The organism is Klebsiella sp. C283, from assembly GCF_048822555.1.
Lineage (GTDB): Bacteria > Pseudomonadota > Gammaproteobacteria > Enterobacterales > Enterobacteriaceae > Klebsiella > Klebsiella quasipneumoniae.
This window is the reverse complement of record NZ_JBMEZS010000008.1, coordinates 1-22836: the sequence shown is the minus strand read 5'-3', so window position 1 is coordinate 22836 and position 22836 is coordinate 1. Positions and strand designations below refer to the sequence as shown.

28 protein-coding genes and 1 pseudogene are annotated in these 22836 nt (G+C 55.4%); 28 read left to right on the top strand and 1 reads right to left on the bottom strand.

Annotation, left to right across the window (positions count from 1 at the left end; translation table 11 throughout):
* Genes ACOI7Z_RS16380 through ACOI7Z_RS16370 form a run of 3 tightly spaced genes read left to right on the top strand, consistent with a single transcriptional unit; the run spans position 1 to position 1033 of the window.
* The gene (locus ACOI7Z_RS16380) at positions 1-501 is read left to right on the top strand and encodes a DUF1804 family protein (RefSeq protein WP_420702390.1); all 501 of its coding nucleotides are present in this window, start codon (positions 1-3) and stop codon (positions 499-501) included.
* A complete protein-coding gene (locus ACOI7Z_RS16375; protein ID WP_420702388.1) occupies positions 494-703 on the top strand; it encodes a hypothetical protein in 210 nt (69 codons plus the stop codon). The genes ACOI7Z_RS16380 and ACOI7Z_RS16375 overlap by 8 nt, the downstream gene beginning before the upstream one ends.
* A complete protein-coding gene (locus ACOI7Z_RS16370; RefSeq protein ID WP_032415586.1) occupies positions 704-1033 on the top strand; it encodes a DUF6527 family protein in 330 nt (109 codons plus the stop codon).
* On the opposite strand, the gene ACOI7Z_RS16365 is transcribed toward ACOI7Z_RS16370, so the two are convergent.
* On the bottom strand, positions 1030-1794 hold the full coding sequence (locus tag ACOI7Z_RS16365; RefSeq protein WP_167877123.1) for a DUF4145 domain-containing protein: 765 nt from the start codon (positions 1792-1794) through the stop codon (positions 1030-1032). The genes ACOI7Z_RS16370 and ACOI7Z_RS16365 overlap by 4 nt on opposite strands.
* On the opposite strand from ACOI7Z_RS16365, the gene ACOI7Z_RS16360 reads away from it, so the two are divergent.
* From ACOI7Z_RS16360 to ACOI7Z_RS16240, 25 genes and pseudogenes are all read left to right on the top strand, one after another.
* Positions 1793-2005 (top strand): hypothetical protein, encoded by a 213-nt coding sequence (locus tag ACOI7Z_RS16360; RefSeq protein ID WP_420702386.1) that lies wholly within the window; start codon positions 1793-1795, stop codon positions 2003-2005. The genes ACOI7Z_RS16365 and ACOI7Z_RS16360 overlap by 2 nt on opposite strands.
* Entirely contained in the window at positions 1995-3698 is a 1704-nt protein-coding gene (gene terL / locus ACOI7Z_RS16355) for a phage terminase large subunit (protein ID WP_420702384.1), read from the top strand. The genes ACOI7Z_RS16360 and terL overlap by 11 nt, the downstream gene beginning before the upstream one ends.
* Positions 3699-3700: 2 nt before the next feature.
* The gene (locus tag ACOI7Z_RS16350; RefSeq protein ID WP_420702382.1) at positions 3701-5269 is read left to right on the top strand and encodes a DUF935 domain-containing protein; all 1569 of its coding nucleotides are present in this window, start codon (positions 3701-3703) and stop codon (positions 5267-5269) included.
* Positions 5262-6533 carry a phage minor head protein gene (locus ACOI7Z_RS16345; protein WP_420702380.1) on the top strand — a complete coding sequence of 424 codons (1272 nt, stop codon included), beginning with the start codon at positions 5262-5264 and terminating at the stop codon, positions 6531-6533. The genes ACOI7Z_RS16350 and ACOI7Z_RS16345 overlap by 8 nt, the downstream gene beginning before the upstream one ends.
* Positions 6523-7065, top strand: a complete 543-nt coding sequence (locus ACOI7Z_RS16340; RefSeq protein WP_032415592.1) for a phage virion morphogenesis protein — start codon at positions 6523-6525, stop codon at positions 7063-7065. Before ACOI7Z_RS16345 ends, ACOI7Z_RS16340 begins: the two co-directional genes overlap by 11 nt.
* Before the next feature lie 234 nt (positions 7066-7299).
* Complete coding sequence (locus ACOI7Z_RS16335) at positions 7300-8385, top strand: phage protease (protein ID WP_064143931.1); 1086 nt, start codon at positions 7300-7302, stop codon at positions 8383-8385.
* The gene (locus ACOI7Z_RS16330; protein WP_064141750.1) at positions 8378-8773 is read left to right on the top strand and encodes a hypothetical protein; all 396 of its coding nucleotides are present in this window, start codon (positions 8378-8380) and stop codon (positions 8771-8773) included. The genes ACOI7Z_RS16335 and ACOI7Z_RS16330 overlap by 8 nt, the downstream gene beginning before the upstream one ends.
* Positions 8774-8784: 11 nt before the next feature.
* Positions 8785-9693 (top strand): Mu-like prophage major head subunit gpT family protein, encoded by a 909-nt coding sequence (locus tag ACOI7Z_RS16325; RefSeq protein WP_064141751.1) that lies wholly within the window; start codon positions 8785-8787, stop codon positions 9691-9693.
* The gene (locus ACOI7Z_RS16320) at positions 9694-10116 is read left to right on the top strand and encodes an HI1506-related protein (protein ID WP_134909280.1); all 423 of its coding nucleotides are present in this window, start codon (positions 9694-9696) and stop codon (positions 10114-10116) included. It abuts the gene before it with no gap.
* A gap of 12 nt (positions 10117-10128) precedes the next feature.
* Positions 10129-10557 (top strand): gp436 family protein, encoded by a 429-nt coding sequence (locus ACOI7Z_RS16315; RefSeq protein ID WP_020804749.1) that lies wholly within the window; start codon positions 10129-10131, stop codon positions 10555-10557.
* Positions 10554-11213 carry a DUF1834 family protein gene (locus ACOI7Z_RS16310; protein ID WP_420702377.1) on the top strand — a complete coding sequence of 220 codons (660 nt, stop codon included), beginning with the start codon at positions 10554-10556 and terminating at the stop codon, positions 11211-11213. The genes ACOI7Z_RS16315 and ACOI7Z_RS16310 overlap by 4 nt, the downstream gene beginning before the upstream one ends.
* Positions 11194-11391, top strand: a complete 198-nt coding sequence (locus ACOI7Z_RS16305; RefSeq protein ID WP_020804729.1) for a DUF2635 domain-containing protein — start codon at positions 11194-11196, stop codon at positions 11389-11391. Before ACOI7Z_RS16310 ends, ACOI7Z_RS16305 begins: the two co-directional genes overlap by 20 nt.
* Entirely contained in the window at positions 11391-12809 is a 1419-nt protein-coding gene (locus ACOI7Z_RS16300; protein ID WP_420702375.1) for a phage tail sheath C-terminal domain-containing protein, read from the top strand. The genes ACOI7Z_RS16305 and ACOI7Z_RS16300 overlap by 1 nt, the downstream gene beginning before the upstream one ends.
* 13 nt (positions 12810-12822) lie before the next feature.
* A complete protein-coding gene (locus ACOI7Z_RS16295; protein WP_064141755.1) occupies positions 12823-13197 on the top strand; it encodes a hypothetical protein in 375 nt (124 codons plus the stop codon).
* The gene (locus ACOI7Z_RS16290) at positions 13197-13592 is read left to right on the top strand and encodes a hypothetical protein (protein ID WP_023158184.1); all 396 of its coding nucleotides are present in this window, start codon (positions 13197-13199) and stop codon (positions 13590-13592) included. The genes ACOI7Z_RS16295 and ACOI7Z_RS16290 overlap by 1 nt, the downstream gene beginning before the upstream one ends.
* A 113-nt stretch (positions 13593-13705) precedes the next feature.
* Positions 13706-15862 carry a phage tail tape measure protein gene (locus ACOI7Z_RS16285; protein ID WP_420702373.1) on the top strand — a complete coding sequence of 719 codons (2157 nt, stop codon included), beginning with the start codon at positions 13706-13708 and terminating at the stop codon, positions 15860-15862.
* Complete coding sequence (locus ACOI7Z_RS16280) at positions 15862-17175, top strand: DNA circularization protein (protein ID WP_110219320.1); 1314 nt, start codon at positions 15862-15864, stop codon at positions 17173-17175. Before ACOI7Z_RS16285 ends, ACOI7Z_RS16280 begins: the two co-directional genes overlap by 1 nt.
* Entirely contained in the window at positions 17159-18397 is a 1239-nt protein-coding gene (locus ACOI7Z_RS16275; RefSeq protein WP_420702371.1) for a phage baseplate assembly protein, read from the top strand. The genes ACOI7Z_RS16280 and ACOI7Z_RS16275 overlap by 17 nt, the downstream gene beginning before the upstream one ends.
* Complete coding sequence (locus ACOI7Z_RS16270; RefSeq protein WP_080864122.1) at positions 18381-18962, top strand: phage baseplate assembly protein V; 582 nt, start codon at positions 18381-18383, stop codon at positions 18960-18962. Before ACOI7Z_RS16275 ends, ACOI7Z_RS16270 begins: the two co-directional genes overlap by 17 nt.
* 65 nt (positions 18963-19027) lie before the next feature.
* Complete coding sequence (locus tag ACOI7Z_RS16265) at positions 19028-19384, top strand: phage GP46 family protein (protein WP_032426002.1); 357 nt, start codon at positions 19028-19030, stop codon at positions 19382-19384.
* A complete protein-coding gene (locus ACOI7Z_RS16260; protein ID WP_064141760.1) occupies positions 19384-20445 on the top strand; it encodes a baseplate J/gp47 family protein in 1062 nt (353 codons plus the stop codon). Before ACOI7Z_RS16265 ends, ACOI7Z_RS16260 begins: the two co-directional genes overlap by 1 nt.
* On the top strand, positions 20442-21083 hold the full coding sequence (locus tag ACOI7Z_RS16255; RefSeq protein WP_420702368.1) for a YmfQ family protein: 642 nt from the start codon (positions 20442-20444) through the stop codon (positions 21081-21083). The genes ACOI7Z_RS16260 and ACOI7Z_RS16255 overlap by 4 nt, the downstream gene beginning before the upstream one ends.
* 6 nt (positions 21084-21089) lie before the next feature.
* Complete coding sequence (locus ACOI7Z_RS16250) at positions 21090-21626, top strand: gp53-like domain-containing protein (protein WP_407261714.1); 537 nt, start codon at positions 21090-21092, stop codon at positions 21624-21626.
* A 1-nt stretch (position 21627) separates the two neighbouring features.
* The gene (locus tag ACOI7Z_RS16245) at positions 21628-22035 is read left to right on the top strand and encodes a tail fiber assembly protein (RefSeq protein ID WP_080864128.1); all 408 of its coding nucleotides are present in this window, start codon (positions 21628-21630) and stop codon (positions 22033-22035) included.
* A pseudogene (locus tag ACOI7Z_RS16240) lies at positions 22035-22836 on the top strand (hypothetical protein); the annotation flags it as partial. The gene ACOI7Z_RS16245 and the pseudogene ACOI7Z_RS16240, both read left to right, overlap by 1 nt.

Here is a 22836-nt window from a genome sequence, read left to right as displayed (position 1 = left end):
ATGGCGCATCCGCCCGAGACAAGGGAAAAAGTTCGGCGGCTTTATATTCAGAGCCAGCTGTCACTGCAGATCGTTTCTTCGCAATGCGGCGTCAGTTTTGCGACGGCCGCCCGCTGGAAGAAAGACGCGCAGGACAGCGGCGACGACTGGGACAAGCTCCGTGCCGCTAACGTGCTGGCGGGTAATGGTATGGAGGACGTCGGCCGGGCCATCCTGATGGGATTGCTCGTTCAGTATCAGACCACTATCGAGCAGCTCAACGTTGATTCGCAGCTTCCGCCTCAGGCCCGCGTCGAACTGCTGGCCAGCCTCAGCGATGCTTTCAACAAGGCGACGGTGGCGAGCAAGCGCGTTCTGCCGGAAACCTCGCAGCTGGCCATAGCGATGGAGGTCATCACGATGCTGTCCACCTTCATCAGTGAACACTATCCGAAGCATATGGAAGCCTTTGTCCAGGTGCTGGAACCCTTTGGTAATGAGGTGCAAAAACACTATGGCTGACAAATTAATCCCGGTGAATTCCCGCGTCAGCGTAATGGCGAGCCAAGTAGCTTGCGTCATTGCGCCTGATTATAAGGAATACGTCGAAGTCCATTTACTTGATGGCCGTGTTGAATATCTGGAGTACGCCCTGCGACAAGACCGCTGGAGCGCCAAATCCCGTTTTGAGCAGGCTGTTAACGACGCTTTAAAGGGGGAGTAAATGTTCATTTCCGCCGTTGTGAAAAATGTGTCTCACGATCGCCTGTCATTCATCTGTCCGGGATGCGGTTTTTCCCATCAGGTGACCATTGGTCAGGGTGCGGGGCCACGCTGGGACTGGAACCATGATTATGTTCGTCCGACCTTTAACCCCAGCATCCTGGTGACCTGGGAAGAGCCGAGCGATAACCCGGCATATTTTGATGACCCGACGAAGGACCAGCACCGTGTCTGTCACAGCTTTGTTCGCGACGGCCAGATTCAGTATCTGGCGGACTGCACACATGAACTGGCCGGGCAGACACGTTCTCTCCCGGTTGTTGATATTTAGCCCGGGTTGCCTTTGCGCAATGAATCAATTCTTGCCGGATGGCTATAGAGAAATTCCAGCAACGTTACCGTAAACGAACGGATTTCAGTTGCTTCATCCACTGTGGGAGAACCGGAAACATGTACGGCTTCATTTCCGAACTGGCGAATTGTGTTGGCCCAGTCAAGCATAACGCGTGGCAATGCTTCCGCTTCGCCAAGCTTTTGAATGAGATCGACAAGCCTGCCTTTATCGGTCCCCAGTTTGTCGCGGCATGCCGACTCAAGAATCATCCGGCAGCTTACCAGGGTGAGTCTGGGCGAACTGGTTGCCTGCAGAAGGTCATCAACGTACATGGAATGAATCTCCTGTGGCAGATGTTCTGGAACAGAATCCGTACCCTCCGGATAAATCGCATCCAGCTTAAAAAACTTCCTGAGGTCTGTCCCAACATCGTCCATTTTCACCTCATAGCCGATCCTCCTTGGCTGAGAAGAACGAGCGGAAGGGTCAATCATTTCAAGGCTCAGCCTGTTGAGAAAACGAATTGGCCTGGTATCGGTGTCCCGGTTTCTGGGAGAAAAGTCGAATGTCACGGGAGAGAAACAGTTTCCGCAGGTAAAGAGCCCACGAAAGCTATATGGGTCTTCACGCCACATAATCGTTTGAGAATGAGTATTCAACTCTGATCGTCTCATACAGGCGGCATGCAGAAGAGAAAACGATGAATTGTGACCACAAACCGCACAATGAACATCACTGAAGTAATGGAGAAAAGGCATGAGCACTCCCGATAAAAACATCCTCATTGAACTGGATAATGTATCACGCCAGCAATGTGAACTGCCCCAACGGCAGAAAGAACTTTACTGCATTTTAAAGGCTTACGGAGATGATGCTTTTTGCTACGCGCTCGCCTGCCTGATGCAGGCGGATATAAGATTTAAAAACGCAGCTAAAAAGCCTTTTAAAGGTCAATTAAATGGTGCGTAAGAAGAATGTCAGCCTGAACAAAAAGGAGTTTGAGGCCCAGCTCAACGAGCTGGCCGCATCGCTTCGCCGGTCCATCGAGGCGGAACAGGTCGGCTTTGACCCGTCTCAGGAGGCAGTCAATCAGCGCCGTGACGCGGTCAGGGATCCGGTGAATGGCTTTCGTTACTTCGTGCAGAACTACTTCCCGCACTACATCCGCCATAAGGATCAGTCGGAGCTGCATAAGTTCCTGTTTCAGCGTCTGCCTGAAATCGTTGCGGCGACCGTCAGTCAGCAGGATGCCATCGCGGCCCCCCGTGGTGAGGCCAAATCGACCATCGTCAGCCAACTCTTTGTGCTGTGGAACATCATCCTGGAGCTGAAAAAATACCCGGTCATCATCATGGACAGTATCGACCAGGCGTATCCGATGCTGGAAGCCATCAAGGCGGAGCTCTGCTGGAACCCGCGTCTGAAGATGGATTTTCCTGAATCCTGTGGTCCTGGCCGCGTCTGGCAGATGGGTACCATCCTGACCGCCACTGATATCAAGGTGCAGGTTGCCGGCAGCGGTAAAAAACTGCGCGGCCTGCGCCATGGCCCGTATCGTCCTGACCTGGCCATACTGGATGATATTGAAAATGATGAGCTGGTCCGCAACCCTGATCAGCGCGACAAGCTGGATAACTGGCTGAAAAAGACCGTCCTGCCGCTGGGTGGCGCGGGGGCCAAGTTTGATGTGATCTACATCGGGACCATTCTGCATTACGACTCGGTGCTGTCACGTACCCTGAAAAACCCGCTTTGGAAACGCAAACGCTTTAAGGCACTCATTACCTGGCCGTCAGACATGACGCTCTGGGATAAGTGGGAAGAAATTCTGCGTAACAACGACGAGGATGGCGAGTTGCTGGCCCGGACGTTCTACGACGAACACCGGGAGGCGATGGAAGCCGGCGCGGTAGTTTCCTGGTCAGCGCGGCCACTCTATACCCTGATGTTGATCCGCGCCCGTGACGGTCACAGCACCTTCGACAGTGAATACCAGAATGACCCGGTCAGCGGCGATGATGCACCGTTCGCCACCTGTATCACCTTCTGGGTGAACCGGCTGAAGGAATGGTCATTCTTTGGCAGCATTGACCCCAGTCTGGGTCTAAAAGGTAATTCCCGAGACCCGTCGGCAATTCTGGTCGGCGGCTTTAACCGGATGACCGGCGTTCTGGACGTCGTCGAAGCCCGCATTAAAAAGCGTCTGCCGAGCGTCATTATCAGCGACACCATCGCGCTGCAGCGGGAATACGGCTGTCTGTGCTGGTCGGTTGAGGCGGTCCAGTTTCAGGAGTTTTTGCGTACTGAGCTGGTTCGTCAGTCAGCAGAACTGGGGGTTCCGGTCCCGGCTATGCCGGTTACTCCGCACTCAGACAAAATCCTGCGTATCGAGTCCCTGCAGCCTTACGTGTTCAACAAACTGATTAGGCTCAGCCCGACCCAGGTCACCCTGATAGAGCAGCTCCGCCATTTTCCCATGGCAGACCATGATGATGGCCCGGATGCGCTGCATATGCTCTGGGCGCTGTGCAACTCCTTTGGGACGCGAGACGGGTTCCGCCACGTTCCGCGCCGGCAGGACGATGACAGAGATAATGACAACAGACATTCAGGCCAGTCGCGCCAGCGTTCCCGCTCGCGCTTTGGCAACGGAGGATGGTAATAATGGGCAAGATAGTTGATCAGTGGGGTCGCCCTTTCGATAAGTCGGTAACCAAAGAACCGCAGACCGCACGGATGATTCAGCTTAACAGCACGTATCCGGCTCACCCCTCACGGGGGCTGACGATTCGACGTCTGCCGCGAATACTGCAGGAAGCCGAACAGGGTTATCTTTCCGCTCAGGCTGACCTTTTTGACGATATGGTCGAAAAGGATGGCCATATCTTTTCGGAGATGGCCAAGCGTAAGAATGCGTTACTGGGTCTCGACTGGAGCATTGAACCCCGGCGCAATGCGACGGCGGAAGAGAAGAACCTCGCGGCCATGGTTCAGGAGTGGTTCGACTCTCTCGATAATCTGGAAGATATCATTCTGCAGGCAGCGGATGCGATCGGGCATGGTTTCAGCTGTCAGGAGCTGGAATGGGAACTGGAAGAGAATGTCTGGCTACCCAGCGCCGCCCACCTCAGGCCGCATCGCTGGTTCCAGGCACGCCCTGACCGTGGCGATAATATCCGCCTGAATGATGGCAGCATTGACGGTGCAGAGCTGATGCCGTTCGGCTGGATGGTCCATAAGCATAACGCGAAAACCGGCTTTACCGGTCAGTCGGGTCTGTATCGCGTGCTGGTCTGGCCGTACCTGTTCAAGAACTTTGCGGTTCGCGATCTGGCGGAGTTCCTGGAGATTTATGGTCTGCCGGCGCGCGTCGGTAAGTACATGGCTGGCGCAACGGACCAGGACAAAGACGCGCTTTTCGAAGCGCTGGTTACCCTGGGCCACAATGCGGCGGGTATTATTCCACAAGGGACCGACATTGACTTCAAATCGGCAGCATCCGGCCAGGCTGACCCGTTTGTTGCGATGATGGACTGGTGTGAGCGCACACAATCAAAAGTGATCCTCGGGGCAACCCTCACCAGCCAGGCAGATGGCAAGACCTCAACCAATGCACTCGGCAATGTCCACAACGACGTGCGTCACGATATCCTCGTCTCGGATGCCAAGCAGCTGCACGGCTTCTTCAGCAGCATGATTGATATGCTGCTGCGGATTAACGGGTATGAAATATCTCGCCGTCGCCTGCCTAAATTTGTATTTGATACCCGGGATATTGAAGAGATCGCATCCTTTTCAACGGGTGTTAAAAATCTGGTTGAATCGGGTGTTAAAAGTATTCCGGCATCCTGGGTGCATAAGAAACTGGGTATTCCTGTCCCCCAGAAAGATGAAGCGGTACTGGAAGCTCCCTCACAAGCCAGCGCTCCGTCACCCGTTGCGCTGAATCAGCGCTTCCGTCGCATTGCCGCCCTGACCACCGCAACAGAGCTATCAGATCCGGCACAGGAAGCGCTGGATAATGGGCGCCCGGTACCGGAGAAAATCGCGGCCGCGATGGAAAAGCTGATTGCGCCGCTGGTTGCGGCGTTGCAGGACGGAAAACTTCCGGATGAAGCCATGGATATCATCGCCGGCAGCTATCCTGACCTGGACGACAGCGAGCTGGTCACCCTGCTGGAGCAGGCGCTCTTTGTCTCCGATGTATGGGGGCGGCTGAATTCCGATGCCTGAAAGCGTTGATCTAAGTTATGCGATCGGGCTGAAACCTGCTCAGGCCATCGAGTATTTCCAGTCCAAAGGTTACACCATCGGCTTTAACTGGCATGAGGTGGAGGCGCGGGCGCACGCGACGGCGTTTACCGTCGCCGGCATCCTTCGCCAGGATATTCTGCAGGACGTGCGTGCCGGCCTGCAGGACACGCTGGACAACGGGCTGACGCTCGAGCAGTTCCGCCGGCAGATGACGCAGAAGCTGACGCAGAAAGGCTGGCTGGCCGATAAGGCGAAGCTGGTCGCCGATGAGGATGGCGTACTGGAGGGCAAGCAGTTAACCCCGCGCCGGCTACGTACCATCTTTGAAACCAATATGCAGTCGTCCTACGGTGCCGGCCGCTACGCCCAGCAGATGGAGAACGCCGCCGACCGCCCGTACTGGACGCGCGTGGCGGTCATGGACCTGCGCACACGGCCCGCACACGCGGCGCTGAACGGACTGACGGCCCGCTATGACGATCCCATCTGGCAGTTTGCCTATCCGCCCGACGGCTGGGGATGCCGCTGCCGCGTCCGGGCACGTTCGCAAAGCGATATCGACGGCAAGAGCATCTCCGTCTGGTCGAGCGAGGGGCATCTGGAAACCGTGCAGCAGGCATGGGGGCCGCAGGATACCCGCGAGGTGCAGGCGTTCCGCTACAACGGTCAGCTCTATACCCCGGATGCCGGCTTTGGCCACAATCCGGGTCAGGGCTGGCTGGCGGGTCTTGGTCAACGCCTGATGGACCGCTCAACCACAGCACCACCACAGATGGCCACGCTGGCTGTTCAGCACACACTTTCGGAGCCGCAGCTGCTTGACGCGATCACGTCAGATATCCGCCGCTTCGTGAATCAGTCGCTGCTGCGTGAGCCAGCCGGTGCTTTCCGTCATGCCGGCGCACTCAGCACCCGCACACTCGATGCGCTTTCTGGTCGTGGCCGTATGCCCGACTCCGCAGTGATGACGGTGACCGACAGCGCGGTGGTACAGTCACCCGGGCCGCTCTGGGAGCAGTTGCCGGCACAGCTGCGCCAGCCTGCAGCGGTTCTGGCTGATGGTGACGATCTGCTTTATGTCATCCGCAATGGCGAGTCACTCCACCAGGTGCGGGCCGTTCCCGGGCAGAACGCTGCAGGTTACGAGCTGCAGTTACCGGACGGTGGCGCAGAACTGACACCGGCGTCCCTGCAGTCGCTGGCTGAATTACCGATACTGGAGGGCGCGTTAAATGGCCTATGAAATCGTTTTTGACGTCACCGACTTTGAGCGCTCTCTGGGCGAGCTCATCAGAAGCTTTGAGAATCGTGCGCCACTGATGCGAATGCTGGCTGGGATGATGGAGGACGCCGTCCAGGAGAACTTCGAACAACAGGGCCGACCTAAGTGGCTCGGATGGAGTCCACGTTATGCCAGGCGGCGGGGGCCAGGTCAGATACTGCAGCGATCTGGTCGGCTGGCTTCGAGCATCGCTCAGTACAGCGACAACGATATGGCGACCGTCGGGACCAATGTCATCTATGCCGGCATTCACCAGTCTGGCGGAAAGATTAGCATCCCGGCCCGCAGTCAGCAGGCGTACTATCGCCAGAACAAGGACGGTACCCTGAACAATCAGTTTGCCCGCAAGAGTAAAGCTAATTACGCAGAGTGGAATACCATCCCGGCATATGAGATTAAAATGCCAGCCCGCCCGTTTCTTTTTCTGGCCGAATCCGACGTCAGCGCTATGGAAGAAAAATCGGTGAATTATTTCAGCCAGATCTACCGGTAAAGCCTGAAAACCGAAAACGCGCTGTAACGCATCACAGGGCGTTATCTTGCTCGCCACCTCACGGAACTACCCTGACAGGGTGCTCAGGCGTTTTTAAAAGCGGTTTAAAAACGTTTAGCGCTATTGCCCTGCAGCGGGACAGAGTGACATGATGTAACGGTACTCTCTTCCTTTATATACCCACTGAAGCCCGTCAACTTATTACGCCGCTATATTCCCTGTACTGTCGGCGTCATGAAAACTCATATCGCGTCACTCTCACAGGTTATCAGCGCTGCAAATCGCGGCGTGATCCAGCTGTTGCCGGCCGGTACCTTCCGTGCCGGCGACGGCCGCCCGGCAGAATGCCCGGATGGCTGGTTTATTGATGCCACGATCGCGGCATCATTAATCGCCGCCGCTGACGCCCGCCAGACTCCCTATGTCATCGACTACGAACACCAGACCCTGCGTTCAGCGAAGAACGGGCTACCCGCGCCAGCTTCGGGCTGGTTTAAAAAGCTGGAGTGGCGTGAAGGGGTTGGCCTGTTTGCCGTGGATGTTGAATGGACTGACGCCGCTGCTGCCGCTATCGATGCCGGTGAATATAAATTTATTTCCCCCGTTTTTCTTTACGACGCGACTGGTCTGGTCACCACGTTAATCAACGCGGCCCTGACCAATACGCCCGCCCTGGACGGCATGGATGAGGCAATGCTTGCCGCTGCCTCCCTCCTCGCCGCCACTTCAACTGAGGACACAACGATGGATGAATTGCTGGAACAGCTCCGCTGGTTCCTGGGTCTGCCGCTTTCGTCAACCGAAGCCGACATTCTCAACGAGCTGCAGAAGCTCATTAACAAAATTAAGGCTTCGGACAGTCAGGCTGCCGCTGGTCTTGCCTGGATTAACGGGCTTGAGGCCAGCGTCGCTGCGCTGACGTCTCAGGTTGAGAATCCGGATCCTGCTCTCTGGGTATCCGTGGATGTCATGAATCAGGCGATTGAACAGGCCCGGGCCTCAGGTGAGGAGCAGATTGCCCAGCTGACGCTGCAGCAGTCCACAGAGCTGATTCAGGCGGCCTTGTCTGATGGCCGTTTGTTGCCGGCGCAAAAAGGCTGGGCGGAGGCGCTGGCCAAATCCAGCCCCGACAAACTCCGCGATCATCTGAGCAAGCAATCGCGTATCGCCGCGCTCACCACCACGCAGACCGGTGGTCGTCCGCCGGCTGGCCTGCCATCCCGTGCAGTCGATGCTCCGGATGATGAACTGAATCCGGCCGTACTGAGCGTGATGGGCCTTAATCCGAACGATTTTATCGAGGGAAACAGCAATGTCTGATCGTAACACCCCCTGGCGCAATGGTGAGCTTGTCGCCGCGCCTGTGGCTGCGGCCACAATGATTTATGGCGGGCACATGGTTGGCCTGAATGCCAGTGGCATGGCCGTTCCTGCCGCAGCCACCGCCTCCCTGACCATTTTCGGCGTTTCCGATGAGTACGCGGATAACACTGCCGGTGCGGCCGGGGCGACGTCGGTCATGGTTCGTCGCGGTAAAGCCTGGAAACTGGCCAACTTCTCCGGGGACGCTGTAACCCAGGCTGAAGTCGGTAAGACCTGCTATGTCGCGGACAGTATCACCGTCGCCAAAACCAGCAACACCAATGCGCGACCGGTGGCCGGTATCGTTATTGCCGTCGAGTCCGATGGCGTCTGGGTTGAAATTTAAGGAGAACAGCCGTGATTGTTAACAAGCAGAACCTGAAAACCATTTTTATCGGTCTTAAGAAGACCTTTCAAAATGCGTTTGATCAGACCCCTAACGACTGGCAGCAGATTGCCATGGTCGTGCCGTCCAGCACCAAGGAAGAGAACTACGCCTGGTTGTCGCGTTTCCCGAAAATGCGTGAATGGGTTGGCGAAAAAGTGGTGAAAGCCCTGGAAGGCTTCAGCTACACCATCCGTAACAAAGACTGGGAAGCGACCATTGAGGTCGATCGTAACGATATCGAAGACGACACCATGCTGGGTTATGCTCAGCAGGCTCAGGGTGCTGGCCAGTCTGCCGCAGAACTGCCAGCCGATATTATCGGCCGGCTGCTGAGCGGTGGTTTCACCAACTTCTGTTATGACGGCCAGTACTTCTTCGATACGGATCACCCGGTCGGTAGTGGCGTGGCGTCCAACAAAGGCACGAAAGCGCTGTCTGCCGCATCGTTCGCCGCAGCCCAGGCATCTTACGGTGCAGCCCGTTCAGCGATGCGTGACTTCAAGGATGACGAAGGTGAAAACCTGCGTATCCGCCCGGGTCTGCTGGTTGTCCCGCCGGCGCTGGAAGATACCGCCAACTATCTGATGACCGCCGATCGTTTCCCGGATAACACACCAAACATCTACAAAGGGACAGCGAAAGTCCTGGTGTGGCCGGGGCTGGCAACCGATACCGAGTGGTATCTGTTTGACAACACCCAGCCGGTGAAACCGCTGGTCTATCAGGAGCGTAAAAAGCCGGTATTCGTCGAGCAGACCAATATGGACAGCGACGACGTCTTCCTGATGAAGAAGTACAAATTTGGTGCCGAGGCCCGCTCCAACGGCGGTTATGGCTTCTGGCAGATGGCTTTTGGTTCAACCGGGGTGGATGCATAAATGCCTGACATTACGATTACCTCCAAGCGCGACGGTTTCCGTCGCTGCGGTGTGGCACACCGTGACGTGCCGGTAACCTGGCCTGATGGCAGTTTTACTGATGAGCAGATCGCCATTCTGCGTGCTGAACCGGCACTGGTTGTCCATCTCGGCGCGGTCAGCGGCGATGACGACAAGCTGAAAAACGCACAGGCTCGTATTCAGGAGCTGGAGGTCCAGCTTAAGGAAGTGACCTCAGAACGCGACCTTCTGCTGGTTACGCTGGAGCTACAGAAAGCGAGTCAGTCACCGGCGGCAAGTGATAACGCCGCTGATGACACGACAGCGCTGACACTTCAGACAACAGGCCAGTCACCAGAGGTCAAGGATAGCGCCTCTGATTACGAGGCGGTGGCTGAGTCTTCGCCTAAAGCGAAAAAGTAAGCGGAGCCAGCTATGTACGCAACCCGGGACGATATGGTCAGGCAGTTTGGTGAAACGGAATGTATCGCGCTTTCCGATCGTGATTTTACCGGTGAGATTAATGACGACGTGCTGAACGGTGGCCTTGAGCGGGCCACCGCCACCATCGACAGTTATCTCGCTGGCCGTTATCCGGTGCCATGGACTGATACGCCCGGGATCCTGACGGGTAAGTGTTGCGATATCGCCCGGTACGAACTGACCGGCGCAGAGACGCAGAACACAGAGGAGATACGTCAACGTTATGAAGACGCAATCAGGTATCTGGAGCGTGTGGCTGATGGCCGCATCACGCTGGGCCGTCTCCCGGATGGTTCAGTCGCTCAGGGTGGGAGTGTTTCCCGCTTTTCCTCGGCTGGCCGGGTTTTCGGGCGCAGTGAAACGGATGGGGGTGCATTTTGATTATCACGCAAATCGAATCCGCCATTATCGACAGGCTCACCCGGGGGCTCGGCAAACTGGTCCGCGAGGTGCGTTCCTACAGTGGCGAACTCGATGGCGATCCTGCTGATGTCATTCGCCAGCTTCCGGGCGTCTGGGTCACTTTTGGCGGTGTACAGGGTTCAGAACTGCTGAGTACCGGCCGTAATAAGTGGCGGGATACCGGGCGTTTTGTGGTCCTCGCCGGAGCACGAAGCGTGCGCAGTGATCAGGCTACCCGCCACGGTGGACCGTCATTCAACGAGGTCGGCGCCTACCAGCTTGTTTACGCCATCCGCCGGCTGTTGGCACGGCAGGACCTGGGATTACCGATTGAGCATCTCATGCCTGGCAAGGTGCGAACCCTGTTTAACACGCAGGTAAAAGCGGCGGCAATGTCTGTTTTTGCCTGCGAGTTCGACACCCGCTTTGATTCGGAATCACTGGAGAACGGTCGCTTCCCGCTGGCTCCCGCCGACCTGCCATCCGGTCATCCTGACCTGATTTTTGGCGAATATGGCGGTGCGCACAGCCCGGATGACCCGGCCTGGCTGACCACTGATTTGCGGTATTTCCTGAACGGCCAGGAGCCGTTCGCTGCTGAGGATATTATTCATCATGAAAGTGAAAGCCCGTGAAGGGATCCGGGTACCGCGCGAGGATAACGCCCGCCGGTACATCGAGCAGGAACCGGTTGAGGTTCCTGAAAGCACCTACTATCTGCGGCGTCTGAATGAGGGCGACCTGGTGAAGGTGACAGATGCGACCGTTGATGTTACGGCCGCTGCAGCAACGACCGGCAAAGGAACCAAATAATGTCCAGCCCGAATATTTCTTTCGACAACATCCCGTCGAGCATCCGCAAACCGGGGCAGTATTTTGAGTTCAATACGAAACTTGCTGTCCGCACGTTGCCGGCGAATGCGCAAAAAGTGTTGATTGTCGCCCCTATGCTCGCCAGCGGCAGCCTTGAACCGCTTGTGGCCACCAGTGTATTCAGCGGCGATGAAGCCGCAGTGTACTTCGGTTACGGCTCCATTGCGCATCTGATGGTGGTAGCTGCCATCAATACCTATTCCTACCTCGATCTGACCGTTATCGGTGTCAGTGATGCCAGCGCCGGGATTGCCGCTACTGGTTCGCTGACCATCACCGGGCCTGCCAGTTCGCAGGGTGTGGTCAGTCTGTGGATCGGTAATACCCGCGTGGATGTGGCCGTCAGTGCGGCAGATACCGCAACTGAAATCGCTGCAGCGATGAAAACTGCGATCGATAATCAGCCGGAGCTGCCCGTTACTGCCGCAGTGTCAGCTGGTGTCATGACCCTGACCGCGAAGAACAAAGGTGCGGCCGGCAACGATATCCGCCTGCGTGCGCAGACCACTGCATCCGGTACGACGACTGCCATCGTTGCAATGGCCAGCGGGGCCACTGACCCGGATATCGCACCGGCGCTGGCGAACGTCGTGGCAGCAGGCCACAACATCATCGTCAGCCCGTTCTGCACCCAGAACACGCTGACAGCACTGCGTACCCATCTGGATTTTGTTTCCGGCCCGATGGAGCAACGCGGCGCGGTAGGCGTCGCCGGCTGGCCGGGTACGCTTGCCGCCGGTACCACACTGGCATCACAAATCAACAGCGGGCGGATTACGGTGGGCTGGCATAACGGTTCCGTTATGCTGCCGGCAGAAATTGCGGCGGCATATGGCGCACGCATTGCCAGTGAAGAAGACCCGGCCCGACCGCTGAACACCCTGACACTGGCGCTGGATGTGACGGACCTCGCCAGCCGCCCGGGACGAACCGAGCAGGAAAACGCGCTGCATAACGGACTGACTCCGTTTGAAGTGGGTTCCGGCGAGACGGTGCAGATCGTCCGCGCTATCACGACCTATACCCGCAATGCCAGCGGCGTCGATGATGTGTCCCTGCTGGACCTGACGACCATCCGTACCCTGGATTACGTGCGTAAAGCCTGCCGCGAGCGAATTGCGCTGCGCTTCCCGCGTGAAAAGCTCTCTACGCGTACGCCTCCACTGGTCCGCAGCGAACTCTATGACGTGCTGCTGAAGCTGGAAGAGCTGGAAATCATTGAGGAAGTTGACGCCAATAAGGACGCGCTGATCGTCGAGCGTGACAGCCAGGATGTTAACCGCCTGAATGCCCGTATTCCGTCGGATGTGGTGAACGGTCTCCACGTCTTCGCCGGTCGCATCGATTTGCTTCTGTAAGGAGAGCATGTAAATGGCACTTGAAGAATACGTCGGCTCAATCGTTCTGTACGTGGACGGCCAGGAGATTGAGGTTACCGATATTCGTCCCCAGACGAACACCGGGCGCAAGCTGGTGAAAACCATGAACCGGACCGGCCGCGCCAAAGGCTATTCGAAAGGTATCGCAGAGCATTCATTGCAGATCACCGTCGTCATCCCGAAAAACGTTGCTCAGCCGGACTGGGATGAAATGGTCGGAGCCAAACTGACCACCATGGATATGGACGGAAACCCGCTGTATAGCTACCTGGACTGCTTCACCACTCAGACCGGCGAACAGTACAGCGTGGATAACGAAGCCCGCCGCGATATCACAGTACAGTCACTGCGTAAGGTACAAGGCTAATGAAAGCATCAGGACAACTGCTGTACGGCATACCTCACGGCGACGTCATTCATTATGACTACACCGTGGCGGTCCCGGTAATTCGCCATACCATTGCGGCGCTGGCGGCGACGACAGAGGCTATGGGGGAATCGGATTCTCCTGCAGCTTCCATGTATTACCGTGCAGCGCTAATGGCTGAAGTCATCGAGTCACTTGGCGATCTGCCAAAAGAGGCTATCACTGCAGAACTTCTGCTGGACGGGTTGACGGATGAAGATATGGATCTGCTGGATGCAGAGCTGAGCGGACTTAAAAAAAAGCGGATGCGCGTACCGCCGGTCTCTCAGGGCTCCGACGAGCCACCCTCATCCTCGGACGATTCGGCATCAGCGGAGACCGCATCGAAGGAATGACCGTCAGCGAGCTGACCAGCTGGCTGGATGACCTCGACGGGTTGCATGGCAGGAAGCCGGCAGCCCGTGTACCTCATGTTAAATCTCGCAGAAGAAAAAAGGGGAAAAGGTAAATGCGTTCTCTACAGCTTGCCATGACCCTGCTGGCAAAAGACCAGGGCTCTAAGGTATTGCGCCAGACGCTGGCTGACGTCCTGAAGCAGACCAATGCCAATAAAAAAGCCGAAGAAGAAGCCGCGCGCGTACGTGAGCAGTCGGCACAGAGCGGCATTCGTGCATCCCGAACCCTGCAGCAGGAATATCAGCGGGCAGCCAATGCCCGGTCTGTGCTGGGGATCCGCTCAGAACGCGACATCCAGCGCGAGATAGCGCAAACGCAGGCTGCATATAACCGTCTCCTGCGCACCGGTACCCTTACCGCTAACGAACAGACCCGCGCGTTTCGCGCAATGACGAACCAGGTCGCGCAACTGCGCACCGAACTTAATGGTGCCGGTCAGTCAATGTCACGCATGGAACGTGCCCGTATGTGGGGTGGCAATGTCACAGCGTTCGCCGGCGGCATCGCAGCCGCGGGGGCCATCGTCGCCCCCTCGGTGCGTAACCAGATGACTTATGAGCAACGTCTGGCCAGCATGGCGAATACGGCATTTGCAGAACAAAACACTGCTGGACGTCGGACTGGTATGCGTTCTATGGATCAGCTTATTCGTCGGTCAGTAGCGGTTGGTGGTGGGTCAAAAGAAACTGCAGCTGATACCCTCGATACTTTACTTGCTTCAGGCGCTGTAGATTACACTACAGCAGAAAAGTTGTTACCTATGCTTCAGAAATACGCAACAGCAACTGAGGCTGACCCAAAAGAGCTGGCGCAGATAGCTATTCGTCTTAAGCAATCCTTTGGTATTTCTGATAATCAAATACCTACAGCCCTTAACATGGTGATTAAATCGGGGCAATTAGGTTCTTTTGAAATAAAAAATCTGGCCAAATGGCTGCCTCAGCAACTTGCTGCAGCCAATGCTTTAGGGATGAATGGTCTTGGTGACCTTGCTGTTTTACTGGGATTTAACCAAGCATCAATGATAAGTGCAGGTAGTCCTGATGAGGCAGGGAATAACATAGTTAACTTGCTGACAAAAATTAACAGTCAGGATGCGGCTAATTCAGCTGCGAGAATTAAATTTAACGGTAAAGGCATCGATTTACCAGGTACCTTGGTAAGGGCGAGAAGCAAAGGGTTTACTGCTCTTGAGGCATTTAGCGGCCTTACCGATAAGATTGTGGCTAATAATCCAGAATACCAAGCACTCGAAAAGCAGCTCAAAAGCTCAACAACTGACTCAGCTCGTCAGGAAATAATGCAATCTCAGGCAAAGATTTTAGAAGGTTCTGCAATTGGCCAGATTATTGCTGACAGGCAGGCGTTAATGGCGCTCGTCGCATGGCGTGCAAACCGGCAGTACGGCAATGATGTTATTAAAGGAGTAAATCAACAGCGTGTACTTCCTTTAAGTCAACAGTCAGGTGAGCAAAATTTCGACCTTATCAAAGGAACGAATTTCTACAAGGTCAACCAGCTGAACAATACCCGGGACTTTGCGCAGATGGACGCTATCCAGCCACTGTCTGATGTGCTGGGTAAACTTTCGGGGGAACTCAATGATTACGCCGGCGCATATCCGGGACTGACAAAGGCCCTGGCTGGTGCTGAAACGGCCATTAAGGCTATGACTGCTGCCGCGTGGGCGTTTGCTGGTATCAAGTTCCTTTCCTCTGCTGGCGCAGCTGCAACTGCTGCAGGAACCACGGCAGCTGGTGCAGGCACTGCTGCGGCCACTGCGACCCGTATTCCAGGCTGGGCCGGTCGTCTTGGCCTTGGTCGCGTGCTGGCTCCCTTTGCTGTTTGGCAGGGAGCGGAAGCCGTACCTCTTATGCAAGTCAGTCGTGGTGATGCCGAGGCCCGCGCGCGACTTGAAAAAGGAAATTACCCTAACGATCAGGCGCGAATGCTGGATGCGCTCAAATCCCGCCCAGGTCTGATGGATGCCTGGGATGAGGTCAAATCGTGGTGGGCTTCCCCTTCAAACATCCGCGTTCCTGAATCAGCAAACGGCTACCCGGTGCCACCGTTCACCCGGACTCCGTCACAGCAGCCGCCCATCAATATCACCACCAAACTTGAACTGGACGGCCGGGTTATTGCTGAGGCTGTGAATGAAGTCAATGGCCAGTCAGCCGCCCGTGGCCCACAGGGAGGACCGCACTGATGGCATGGGAAACAGATCTGCAGGACGCCAGCTTCAGGGGCGTCGCCTTCGATATCATCACCACGCGTGACAGCGTGCAGCGTGATATCGCCCAGCATGAATACCCGTATCGCAACGGGGCCAATATTGACGACCTTGGCGGTAAACCACGCAGCCTGCAGTGTCAGGCGGTCTTCTTTGGCGACGACTATGAAAGCCGGCTGCAGGCGTTCATTGCCGCACTGGACGTGCGCGGCTCGGGCGAGCTTATTCATCCTGTATTTGGCTCCATGCCGGATATGCTGTGCTACGTCTATCAGGTAAACCACGACGCTGAGACGCCTGACTACTGTACTGTTGATCTGCAGTTCCTGCAGTCAGGTCTGGATGTGAAGTTCTTCGTACGCGAATGGCCACTCAGTCAGGCAGATGCCATTTTCAACCAGGCCCAGGGGATCCTCGACAGTACCGCCACGTTACTGGATAACGCCATGAAGCCACTGAGAACGGCGCGGCAGTATATGGCCCGCGCCAAAGCGCTGGGTGTCACAGCGCTGAACATGGCGGCTATTCTCAGGAGTGAAATCACAGGTTTTATCAGCAGCACGACTGATTTTGTTAATTTCCCGGCTGCCTTTATGACTGACCTTCAGTCTGCGCTGAGCCTGCAGAGCTCGGCAGCGACCAGTTCGATCAGCTCGGACTCTGCTGTATACGCTTCCGTGCCGTCGGTCGTCCTTGCTGACTGGTCAGCGGTGAAAACCCAGGCCAATGAGGTAGCCGTACTGCCGGCAAGTCTTGTCAATGGCGATGCGACGGCTTCCGTTGAAATGCCGGCAAACGTAACCACCAACGATATCCGTGAGCTGATTGCCATGACACAACTGGCGGTCGCCCTTGAGTTGTCGCAGCAGGCGGCTGACCTTCTGAGCGATGAGACCGTCACGGCTGCGTTAAGCCCCGATGATATCAGTCTTATCACCGGTGATGCCCGCCGGGCAGTACAGAATGCCATCGACAGCGTGCGCAGTACTTGGGCCGCTGAGATGGAGACCGTGAGCAGCTCAACGACGTCGATCGCGCTGGAATATGAGCCGGTTATTAATGGCCTTCGTGATACCGCGCTTTCCCTGCAGTCGATGGCCACGGCACTGATTCAGGCCAGACCTCCACTGATTCAGCGCACGGTGGCCAGTGCCGCGAATCTGCATCTGCTTGCCCACCTGTGGTATGGCGATTACAGCCGGGCCACTGAGCTTAAGCTCCTTAATCCGTCCCTTCGTGACCCCAATAACATCATCGCGGGAGACGTCCTGAATGGCTACGCAGAATAAACAGACAACCCAGGATAATGACCTGGACAAAGTGTCGGTCATCGTCGGTGGGAAGGTGCATTCCGACTGGTCCGGCTACGGTATCGACAGCGACTTTCTTATCCCCGCCGATGCCTGGTCGATGCGTCTCGGTCTGCCCGATGGCATCTTTCCAGAAGGTGTGGCGCGAGGTGTTCCTGTTCAGGTTCGCGTCGGGCCGGATGTTGTAATGTCCGGGCGCATAGACCGGGTTTCCCGTACCGTCAGCCGGGATCAGGTATCGCTGTCCGTCACCGGCCGTGACGGTGCGGCCATCCTGGTGGACTGTGCATCCCCGTTGCTGACAAGCCGTCAGGCCAGCCTGGAAGAGGTTATCGCCCAGGTCGTGCGGCCGCTGGGTATCAAAAACATCGAGCTGCACGCCGAGAGTTCGATCCGCAATGACAAAATCACCACCGAACCGGGCGAGCGGGCATGGGATATCCTGCTGAGGGCCTGTGCCGGTCGCGGGCTTTGGCCGTGGTTCCGGCCTGACGGTACGCTGGTCATCGGTGGCCCGGATTATACGGCTGCGCCGGTGGCCACGCTGGTGATGCGCCGTTCCGGCGAGGGAAATAACCTGCTCAGTCTCACCGATGAAAGCAGCATGGAGCGCAGCTTTTCCCGTCTGACGGTGCTGGCGCAGGGGCATGCACACTCAACGAACAACAAAAAAGAGCTGGGGATTATCGACGTCAGCAGCTCAGACTCACTGACGGTGTCCGGGGATACTGATACCACCGAAACTGAACTGGATACGGGCCTTCCCGAGACCGGTCAGCATGGTCTGCAGTTTGTTGTGGAGGATCCAACCGTCACGTATTACCGGCCGCAGGTGGTCGTCATGCACGATGCCGATGACCTTGAACAGGTTCGCTATCGCGCCCGCAAAATGATGGCCGATGCCCGACTGGAGGGTTATTCCCTGATTGCCCGGGTTCAGGGTCACCGGACTAGCGACGGCGTGTTATGGGAGCCAGGGCAGCGCATCCACGTCATCAGCGAACCGCACGGTATCGATGCCATCTATTTTCTGATGGGCCGGGAGTTTACCGGTGGACGCCCGGGCGGCGCGGTGACCACGCTGCGGCTGAAAGAAGATGGTGTCTGGATCCCCGATGCGTGGTCGAAGAAGAAAAAAGCCCGTAAAGGTCGCCGTAAGAAAAAACAGGAACTGGGGATAGTCGATGTGGAACCAGGTTGATTTACGTATCCGCTCTGCACTGCGCGGTATTCGCCTTGCTTTCCGGGGACGTTTAACCCGCGTTAAAAGCGATTTAACCATCCAGCAGGTGCAGCTTAAAGGGCTGGCCGGCGAGCAGCTGCAGGACGCCGAACTGTTCCAGCACTTCGGGTTTACCAGTTGCCCGCCTGCCGGCACTCAGTGTATCGTGCTTCCCATCGGTGGCCAGACCTCGCATGCCATCATCATCGCCACCGAGAACGGTGCATACCGTTTGCAGGTGGCCAGCGGTGAAGTGGCCATCTACTCTGATGAAGGTGCTTTTGTGCATATCAAAAAGGGCCGAATCGTCGAAGTGGATTGTGATGAGTACCTTGTTAAAACCAAAAAATACACCGTTGAAACTGAGGATTATGGCGTTACGGCGTCAGCCGGTGCGACCTTTGAGACGCCATTACTGAAAGCCAGCGACCAGCTATCCGATGGTAAATCGACGCTCGATCAGATGCGCGAGACCTATGATGACCATGACCACGATCATGGCGGTGATGCCGGCATCACGGATAAACCGAACCAGCAGATGTAACCCCCGCCAGACCCACTGAAGCCCTTCAACTTATTCATACCAGTCCACTCTGTCATCATGGCAGCGTGGACAGACTATTAGACCCGACAACCGGCGACTACGCCGGCACGAGTACCAGCACTCTGGCAAACGCAGTGTATCTGCGTCTGACCATCCCGCTCGGCTCATGGTGGGCGCAGCCGGATGTCGGTTCAAAGCTTCATCTTCTGAGGAGAGAGAAAGATGTAACCCGCGTACATAAACTCGCTCGCCAGTATGCTGAAGAGGCGCTGGCACCGCTGACGGCTGATACTGATGGCCGGGCAAAAAGCATCACAGTAGAAACCTTTCAGGGGGAGCCGGGCTGGCTCCTTTTATTGATCACCGTCATTCAGGCCGATGGTATTACCGTCCCCTTGAAGCATTTTGTGAGGGTTATTTAATGCCGTTTGTCACGCCGACGTTCGACGAAATCCGAAACGATATTCTGCGCGATATTAAGAACCTGAATACCGATGCAGATATTGGCGTTGACAGCGATTTATATATTCGTGCCAGTGCGGTGGCCAGCGTTGCCACAGGTATTTATCAATATCAGGGATGGATCGTTCGTCAGATATTTGCTGACACGGCCGATACTGAATTTCTCGAATGGCATGCCCGTACGCGCGGCTTGTATCGCAAGTCGGCCACCACGGCCAGCGGTACCCTTACGGTCACCGGCGAACCCGGCGCGACGGCAGCGGCGGGCTACAGTGTGACGCGCGGTAGCCTGACGTATACCACCACGGCCGCAGTGACGCTTGATAGCGACGGTAACGGTACGGTAGCGGCAAGCTATTCCACTGCCGGCGCTGCTGGTAATACCACGGCCATCACTTCGGGTACGTTTACCAGTACACCGACGGGATTCGACAGCACCGTAGTTATCGGTGTTATGTCCGGCGGGACTGACCAGGAACTTGATACTGAACTGTTGGCCCGTTTGCTGGATATTATTCGTCGTCCACCTGCAGGCGGAAATAAGTATGATTATCGCCGCTGGGCAATGAACGTTGATGGTGTGACTGCTGCCTATGTATATCCGCTACGGCGCGGGCTGGGAACTGTTGATGTTGTCATTACCTCATCTGATGGTGCTCCCTCTGCTGAGATAATAACAGCAGTGCAGGCCTATATTGACGATCAGCGTCCTGTTACAGCTAAAGATTGCCTGGTGCTGGCCCCTACATTTAAAACCGTCGATATCTCTGTTGGGGTTTCAGTTTCCGGCGTGACCTTTGCCGAAGCCTCCGAAAATATTATTGCTGCGCTTACCGACTACATAGCCCGACTGGCCCCCGGAGAAGCATTTATTAAATCTCAGGCTGAAATGATTGTTTCTCAGGTAAACGGAGTTATTGACCGTAATATGTCATCACCTGCAGGTAATGTGTTGCCTGTGGTAGATGACTCAGTCGTGGAATGGATTCGTGAGGGAACGCTGGAGGTTGTACCATTATGACATCCCGGCGTGATTTACTGGCAATGCTTCTTCCCCCAGTGGCTTACGATACCGCCCAGCTATCTCTTAATGCAGAATTAACCGCCGAGGGAAACGTATTTGATAAAACGGATACCACAGCAGGCAATGTATTAGGTGGCGTCACGCCTATATTTTCCGGTGACCTGTTAACTGACTGGGAGCGGGTTCTTGGATTAACACCAGACAGTGATGATTCATGGCAGAAAAGGCTTGAGTCAGTACTTATCAAACTGTCTGAAACTGGCGGTCTGAGTCGTGAGTATTTCATTCGTCTGGCAGGGTCTATTGGTTACACCATCACCATTGATGAGCTTGATCCATTCCGTGCCGGTCAGGGACGTGCGGGTGATTACCTTTATGAAGAAGATATTATCTGGGTCTGGCAGATAAATATTATTGGTTCGGAAATTCCTTCTTATCTGTTTCGTGCGGGTGAATCATATGCCGGTGAATCCCTCGAGGAATACGGTGACTCTGTTATTGAAACCTGGTTCAACGATTTAAAGCCAGCGCACACACTTTGCATTTTTACTTATCGCCGCCGTTCTACAGGGCCATTCTTCGACGGCTCCTGGGTATACGACGGAACGCTTGATTACACTGTGGGTTACCAGTGAGGAAATATGAAACCACTAATTGATCCCATCGGTACCGATGACGGCCAGTTCCATGGAGGAAACCAGCTTACCGGTACTAAGGGTACAATCGTCACGCCTGACTGGCTCAACGATATTCAGGGAGCGACCCGCTCAGTTCAGCAGGAAATTATTGCCGTGCTCACCGCCGCCGGCGTAGTCCCGGCTGAAGAATCTTCAGGACAGCTGTTAAGCGCTCTCCAGTCGCTGTTTACATGTACCGGCAGTTTTGGAACGACAGGTTATATACGCCTTCCTGTAATTGTCGGAGGCGTGAAACGAACGTTAATTATTAACTGGGGTCAGGGGTCAACAACAAGTGAAGGTAACGTGACGGTCACATTACCGGCGGCATTTCCGGTTCAGGCTATGTGTGCTTTCATGACGAATAATGCAGGTGCAACGCCTTCTGGATTTGGTGGTATTTCCGTCAATCTGACTACTGTTACCTTATATTCATCCAGTGCATCTGGTATTGCCAGCGGCGCAGGCGTTTCTTATAACTATATTGCACTGGGGTATTAAGATGACGATTTATTATTCCCCTTCAACAAATGGCCTTTACCCGGATGGTGAACTCTATGGCGCACATCTCCCGCCTGATGCGATTGTATTATCGTTGAGTCAGTATCAGGGACTTATTGAAGGCCAGGCCGCCGGTAAAGTGATCACTCCGAATGGTTCAGAAGTGCCTTATCTCTCTGAGCCGGTAGTTAATTACCGTGAACAGGCGAACAGGAAACTTACTGAGCTACGCGCCAAAGCAGATACCGAGATTTTGCCTCTGCAGGATGCTGTCGATCTCGCTATGGCGTCAGACGATGAAGTAACGCGTCTTAATGAGTGGAAAGCTTACCGCCTGGCTCTTTATCGACTTGATATTTCCGATGCTGAGAACATTAACTGGCCGGTCGTACCGACAGGGGGTAAATAATGGCTTCTTTAGATGACAAATCTCTTTTTGAAGACATTTTTCGCCTTGAGAATGATACACCCGCAGAGGCGATAGGGCCTGAAGGTGATATTTCATATGCTAATATCCAGGCCCAGCAGCTTGCCAACAGGACTCGCTGGCTCAGGACGCAACTGGTATCAATTAGCGATTTCAGGGAGTATACATTTTTCAAAACCGCTGAAGACCCAGATGGTACGATTGCCGGTCGCGCCAATACTCCGAATGGTAAATTATTTAGGGTGTCACAAGGCGACGATGATGAGCTTGCTTTTAAATATTATTTACACAAAGATGGCGTTGCAATTCCAGATACCACTTTAATTGGTATTGGCTCCATTAAAAATACTATCCGTCAGTTCCCTACGCTCGCAGCAGCACAGGCAGACGCGGATGCTGGCAATATATCGGTTGGATCAACAGCGTATTACCGCAGCCCGGACGACAGCGCGCTGGCTGTTGAGGTCATGAACGTTAGCGGGACGCTGCAGCCAACCGGGCGGAAAATGCCCTCTCAGGAGGCGGTTGATGCGCTGGCCCGGCATTTTGATGGCAGCAATCCTGACTTGCTGATCGGATTTAAAGATGCCCTGAATAAAGTCTTTGCATCATGGAATCTTGCAGGCCAATACGTAGGCGATCTGGAATATGCGCAGTGGGACGAAAACGGTCGAATGTATGCTGACCTGGCCCTGCTGGGTGATATCAAAATCGTTAAAACGTATCAGAACCCGGATGTAGCATTTTATGTGCTCGATGCTAACTGGCGTGTCATGCTTGAGG

Coding starts and splice junctions, on each gene's coding strand:
- ACOI7Z_RS16380 (WP_420702390.1), top strand. CDS start 1: ATGGCGCATCCGCCCGAGACAAGGGAAAAAGTTCGGCGGCTTTATATT.
- ACOI7Z_RS16375 (WP_420702388.1), top strand. CDS start 494: ATGGCTGACAAATTAATCCCGGTGAATTCCCGCGTCAGCGTAATGGCG.
- ACOI7Z_RS16370 (WP_032415586.1), top strand. CDS start 704: ATGTTCATTTCCGCCGTTGTGAAAAATGTGTCTCACGATCGCCTGTCA.
- ACOI7Z_RS16360 (WP_420702386.1), top strand. CDS start 1,793: ATGAGCACTCCCGATAAAAACATCCTCATTGAACTGGATAATGTATCA.
- ACOI7Z_RS16365 (WP_167877123.1), bottom strand. CDS start 1,794: ATGCCTTTTCTCCATTACTTCAGTGATGTTCATTGTGCGGTTTGTGGT.
- terL (WP_420702384.1), top strand. CDS start 1,995: ATGGTGCGTAAGAAGAATGTCAGCCTGAACAAAAAGGAGTTTGAGGCC.
- ACOI7Z_RS16350 (WP_420702382.1), top strand. CDS start 3,701: ATGGGCAAGATAGTTGATCAGTGGGGTCGCCCTTTCGATAAGTCGGTA.
- ACOI7Z_RS16345 (WP_420702380.1), top strand. CDS start 5,262: ATGCCTGAAAGCGTTGATCTAAGTTATGCGATCGGGCTGAAACCTGCT.
- ACOI7Z_RS16340 (WP_032415592.1), top strand. CDS start 6,523: ATGGCCTATGAAATCGTTTTTGACGTCACCGACTTTGAGCGCTCTCTG.
- ACOI7Z_RS16335 (WP_064143931.1), top strand. CDS start 7,300: ATGAAAACTCATATCGCGTCACTCTCACAGGTTATCAGCGCTGCAAAT.
- ACOI7Z_RS16330 (WP_064141750.1), top strand. CDS start 8,378: ATGTCTGATCGTAACACCCCCTGGCGCAATGGTGAGCTTGTCGCCGCG.
- ACOI7Z_RS16320 (WP_134909280.1), top strand. CDS start 9,694: ATGCCTGACATTACGATTACCTCCAAGCGCGACGGTTTCCGTCGCTGC.
- ACOI7Z_RS16315 (WP_020804749.1), top strand. CDS start 10,129: ATGTACGCAACCCGGGACGATATGGTCAGGCAGTTTGGTGAAACGGAA.
- ACOI7Z_RS16305 (WP_020804729.1), top strand. CDS start 11,194: ATGAAAGTGAAAGCCCGTGAAGGGATCCGGGTACCGCGCGAGGATAAC.
- ACOI7Z_RS16300 (WP_420702375.1), top strand. CDS start 11,391: ATGTCCAGCCCGAATATTTCTTTCGACAACATCCCGTCGAGCATCCGC.
- ACOI7Z_RS16295 (WP_064141755.1), top strand. CDS start 12,823: ATGGCACTTGAAGAATACGTCGGCTCAATCGTTCTGTACGTGGACGGC.
- ACOI7Z_RS16290 (WP_023158184.1), top strand. CDS start 13,197: ATGAAAGCATCAGGACAACTGCTGTACGGCATACCTCACGGCGACGTC.
- ACOI7Z_RS16285 (WP_420702373.1), top strand. CDS start 13,706: ATGCGTTCTCTACAGCTTGCCATGACCCTGCTGGCAAAAGACCAGGGC.
- ACOI7Z_RS16280 (WP_110219320.1), top strand. CDS start 15,862: ATGGCATGGGAAACAGATCTGCAGGACGCCAGCTTCAGGGGCGTCGCC.
- ACOI7Z_RS16275 (WP_420702371.1), top strand. CDS start 17,159: ATGGCTACGCAGAATAAACAGACAACCCAGGATAATGACCTGGACAAA.
- ACOI7Z_RS16270 (WP_080864122.1), top strand. CDS start 18,381: ATGTGGAACCAGGTTGATTTACGTATCCGCTCTGCACTGCGCGGTATT.
- ACOI7Z_RS16260 (WP_064141760.1), top strand. CDS start 19,384: ATGCCGTTTGTCACGCCGACGTTCGACGAAATCCGAAACGATATTCTG.
- ACOI7Z_RS16255 (WP_420702368.1), top strand. CDS start 20,442: ATGACATCCCGGCGTGATTTACTGGCAATGCTTCTTCCCCCAGTGGCT.
- ACOI7Z_RS16250 (WP_407261714.1), top strand. CDS start 21,090: ATGAAACCACTAATTGATCCCATCGGTACCGATGACGGCCAGTTCCAT.
- ACOI7Z_RS16245 (WP_080864128.1), top strand. CDS start 21,628: ATGACGATTTATTATTCCCCTTCAACAAATGGCCTTTACCCGGATGGT.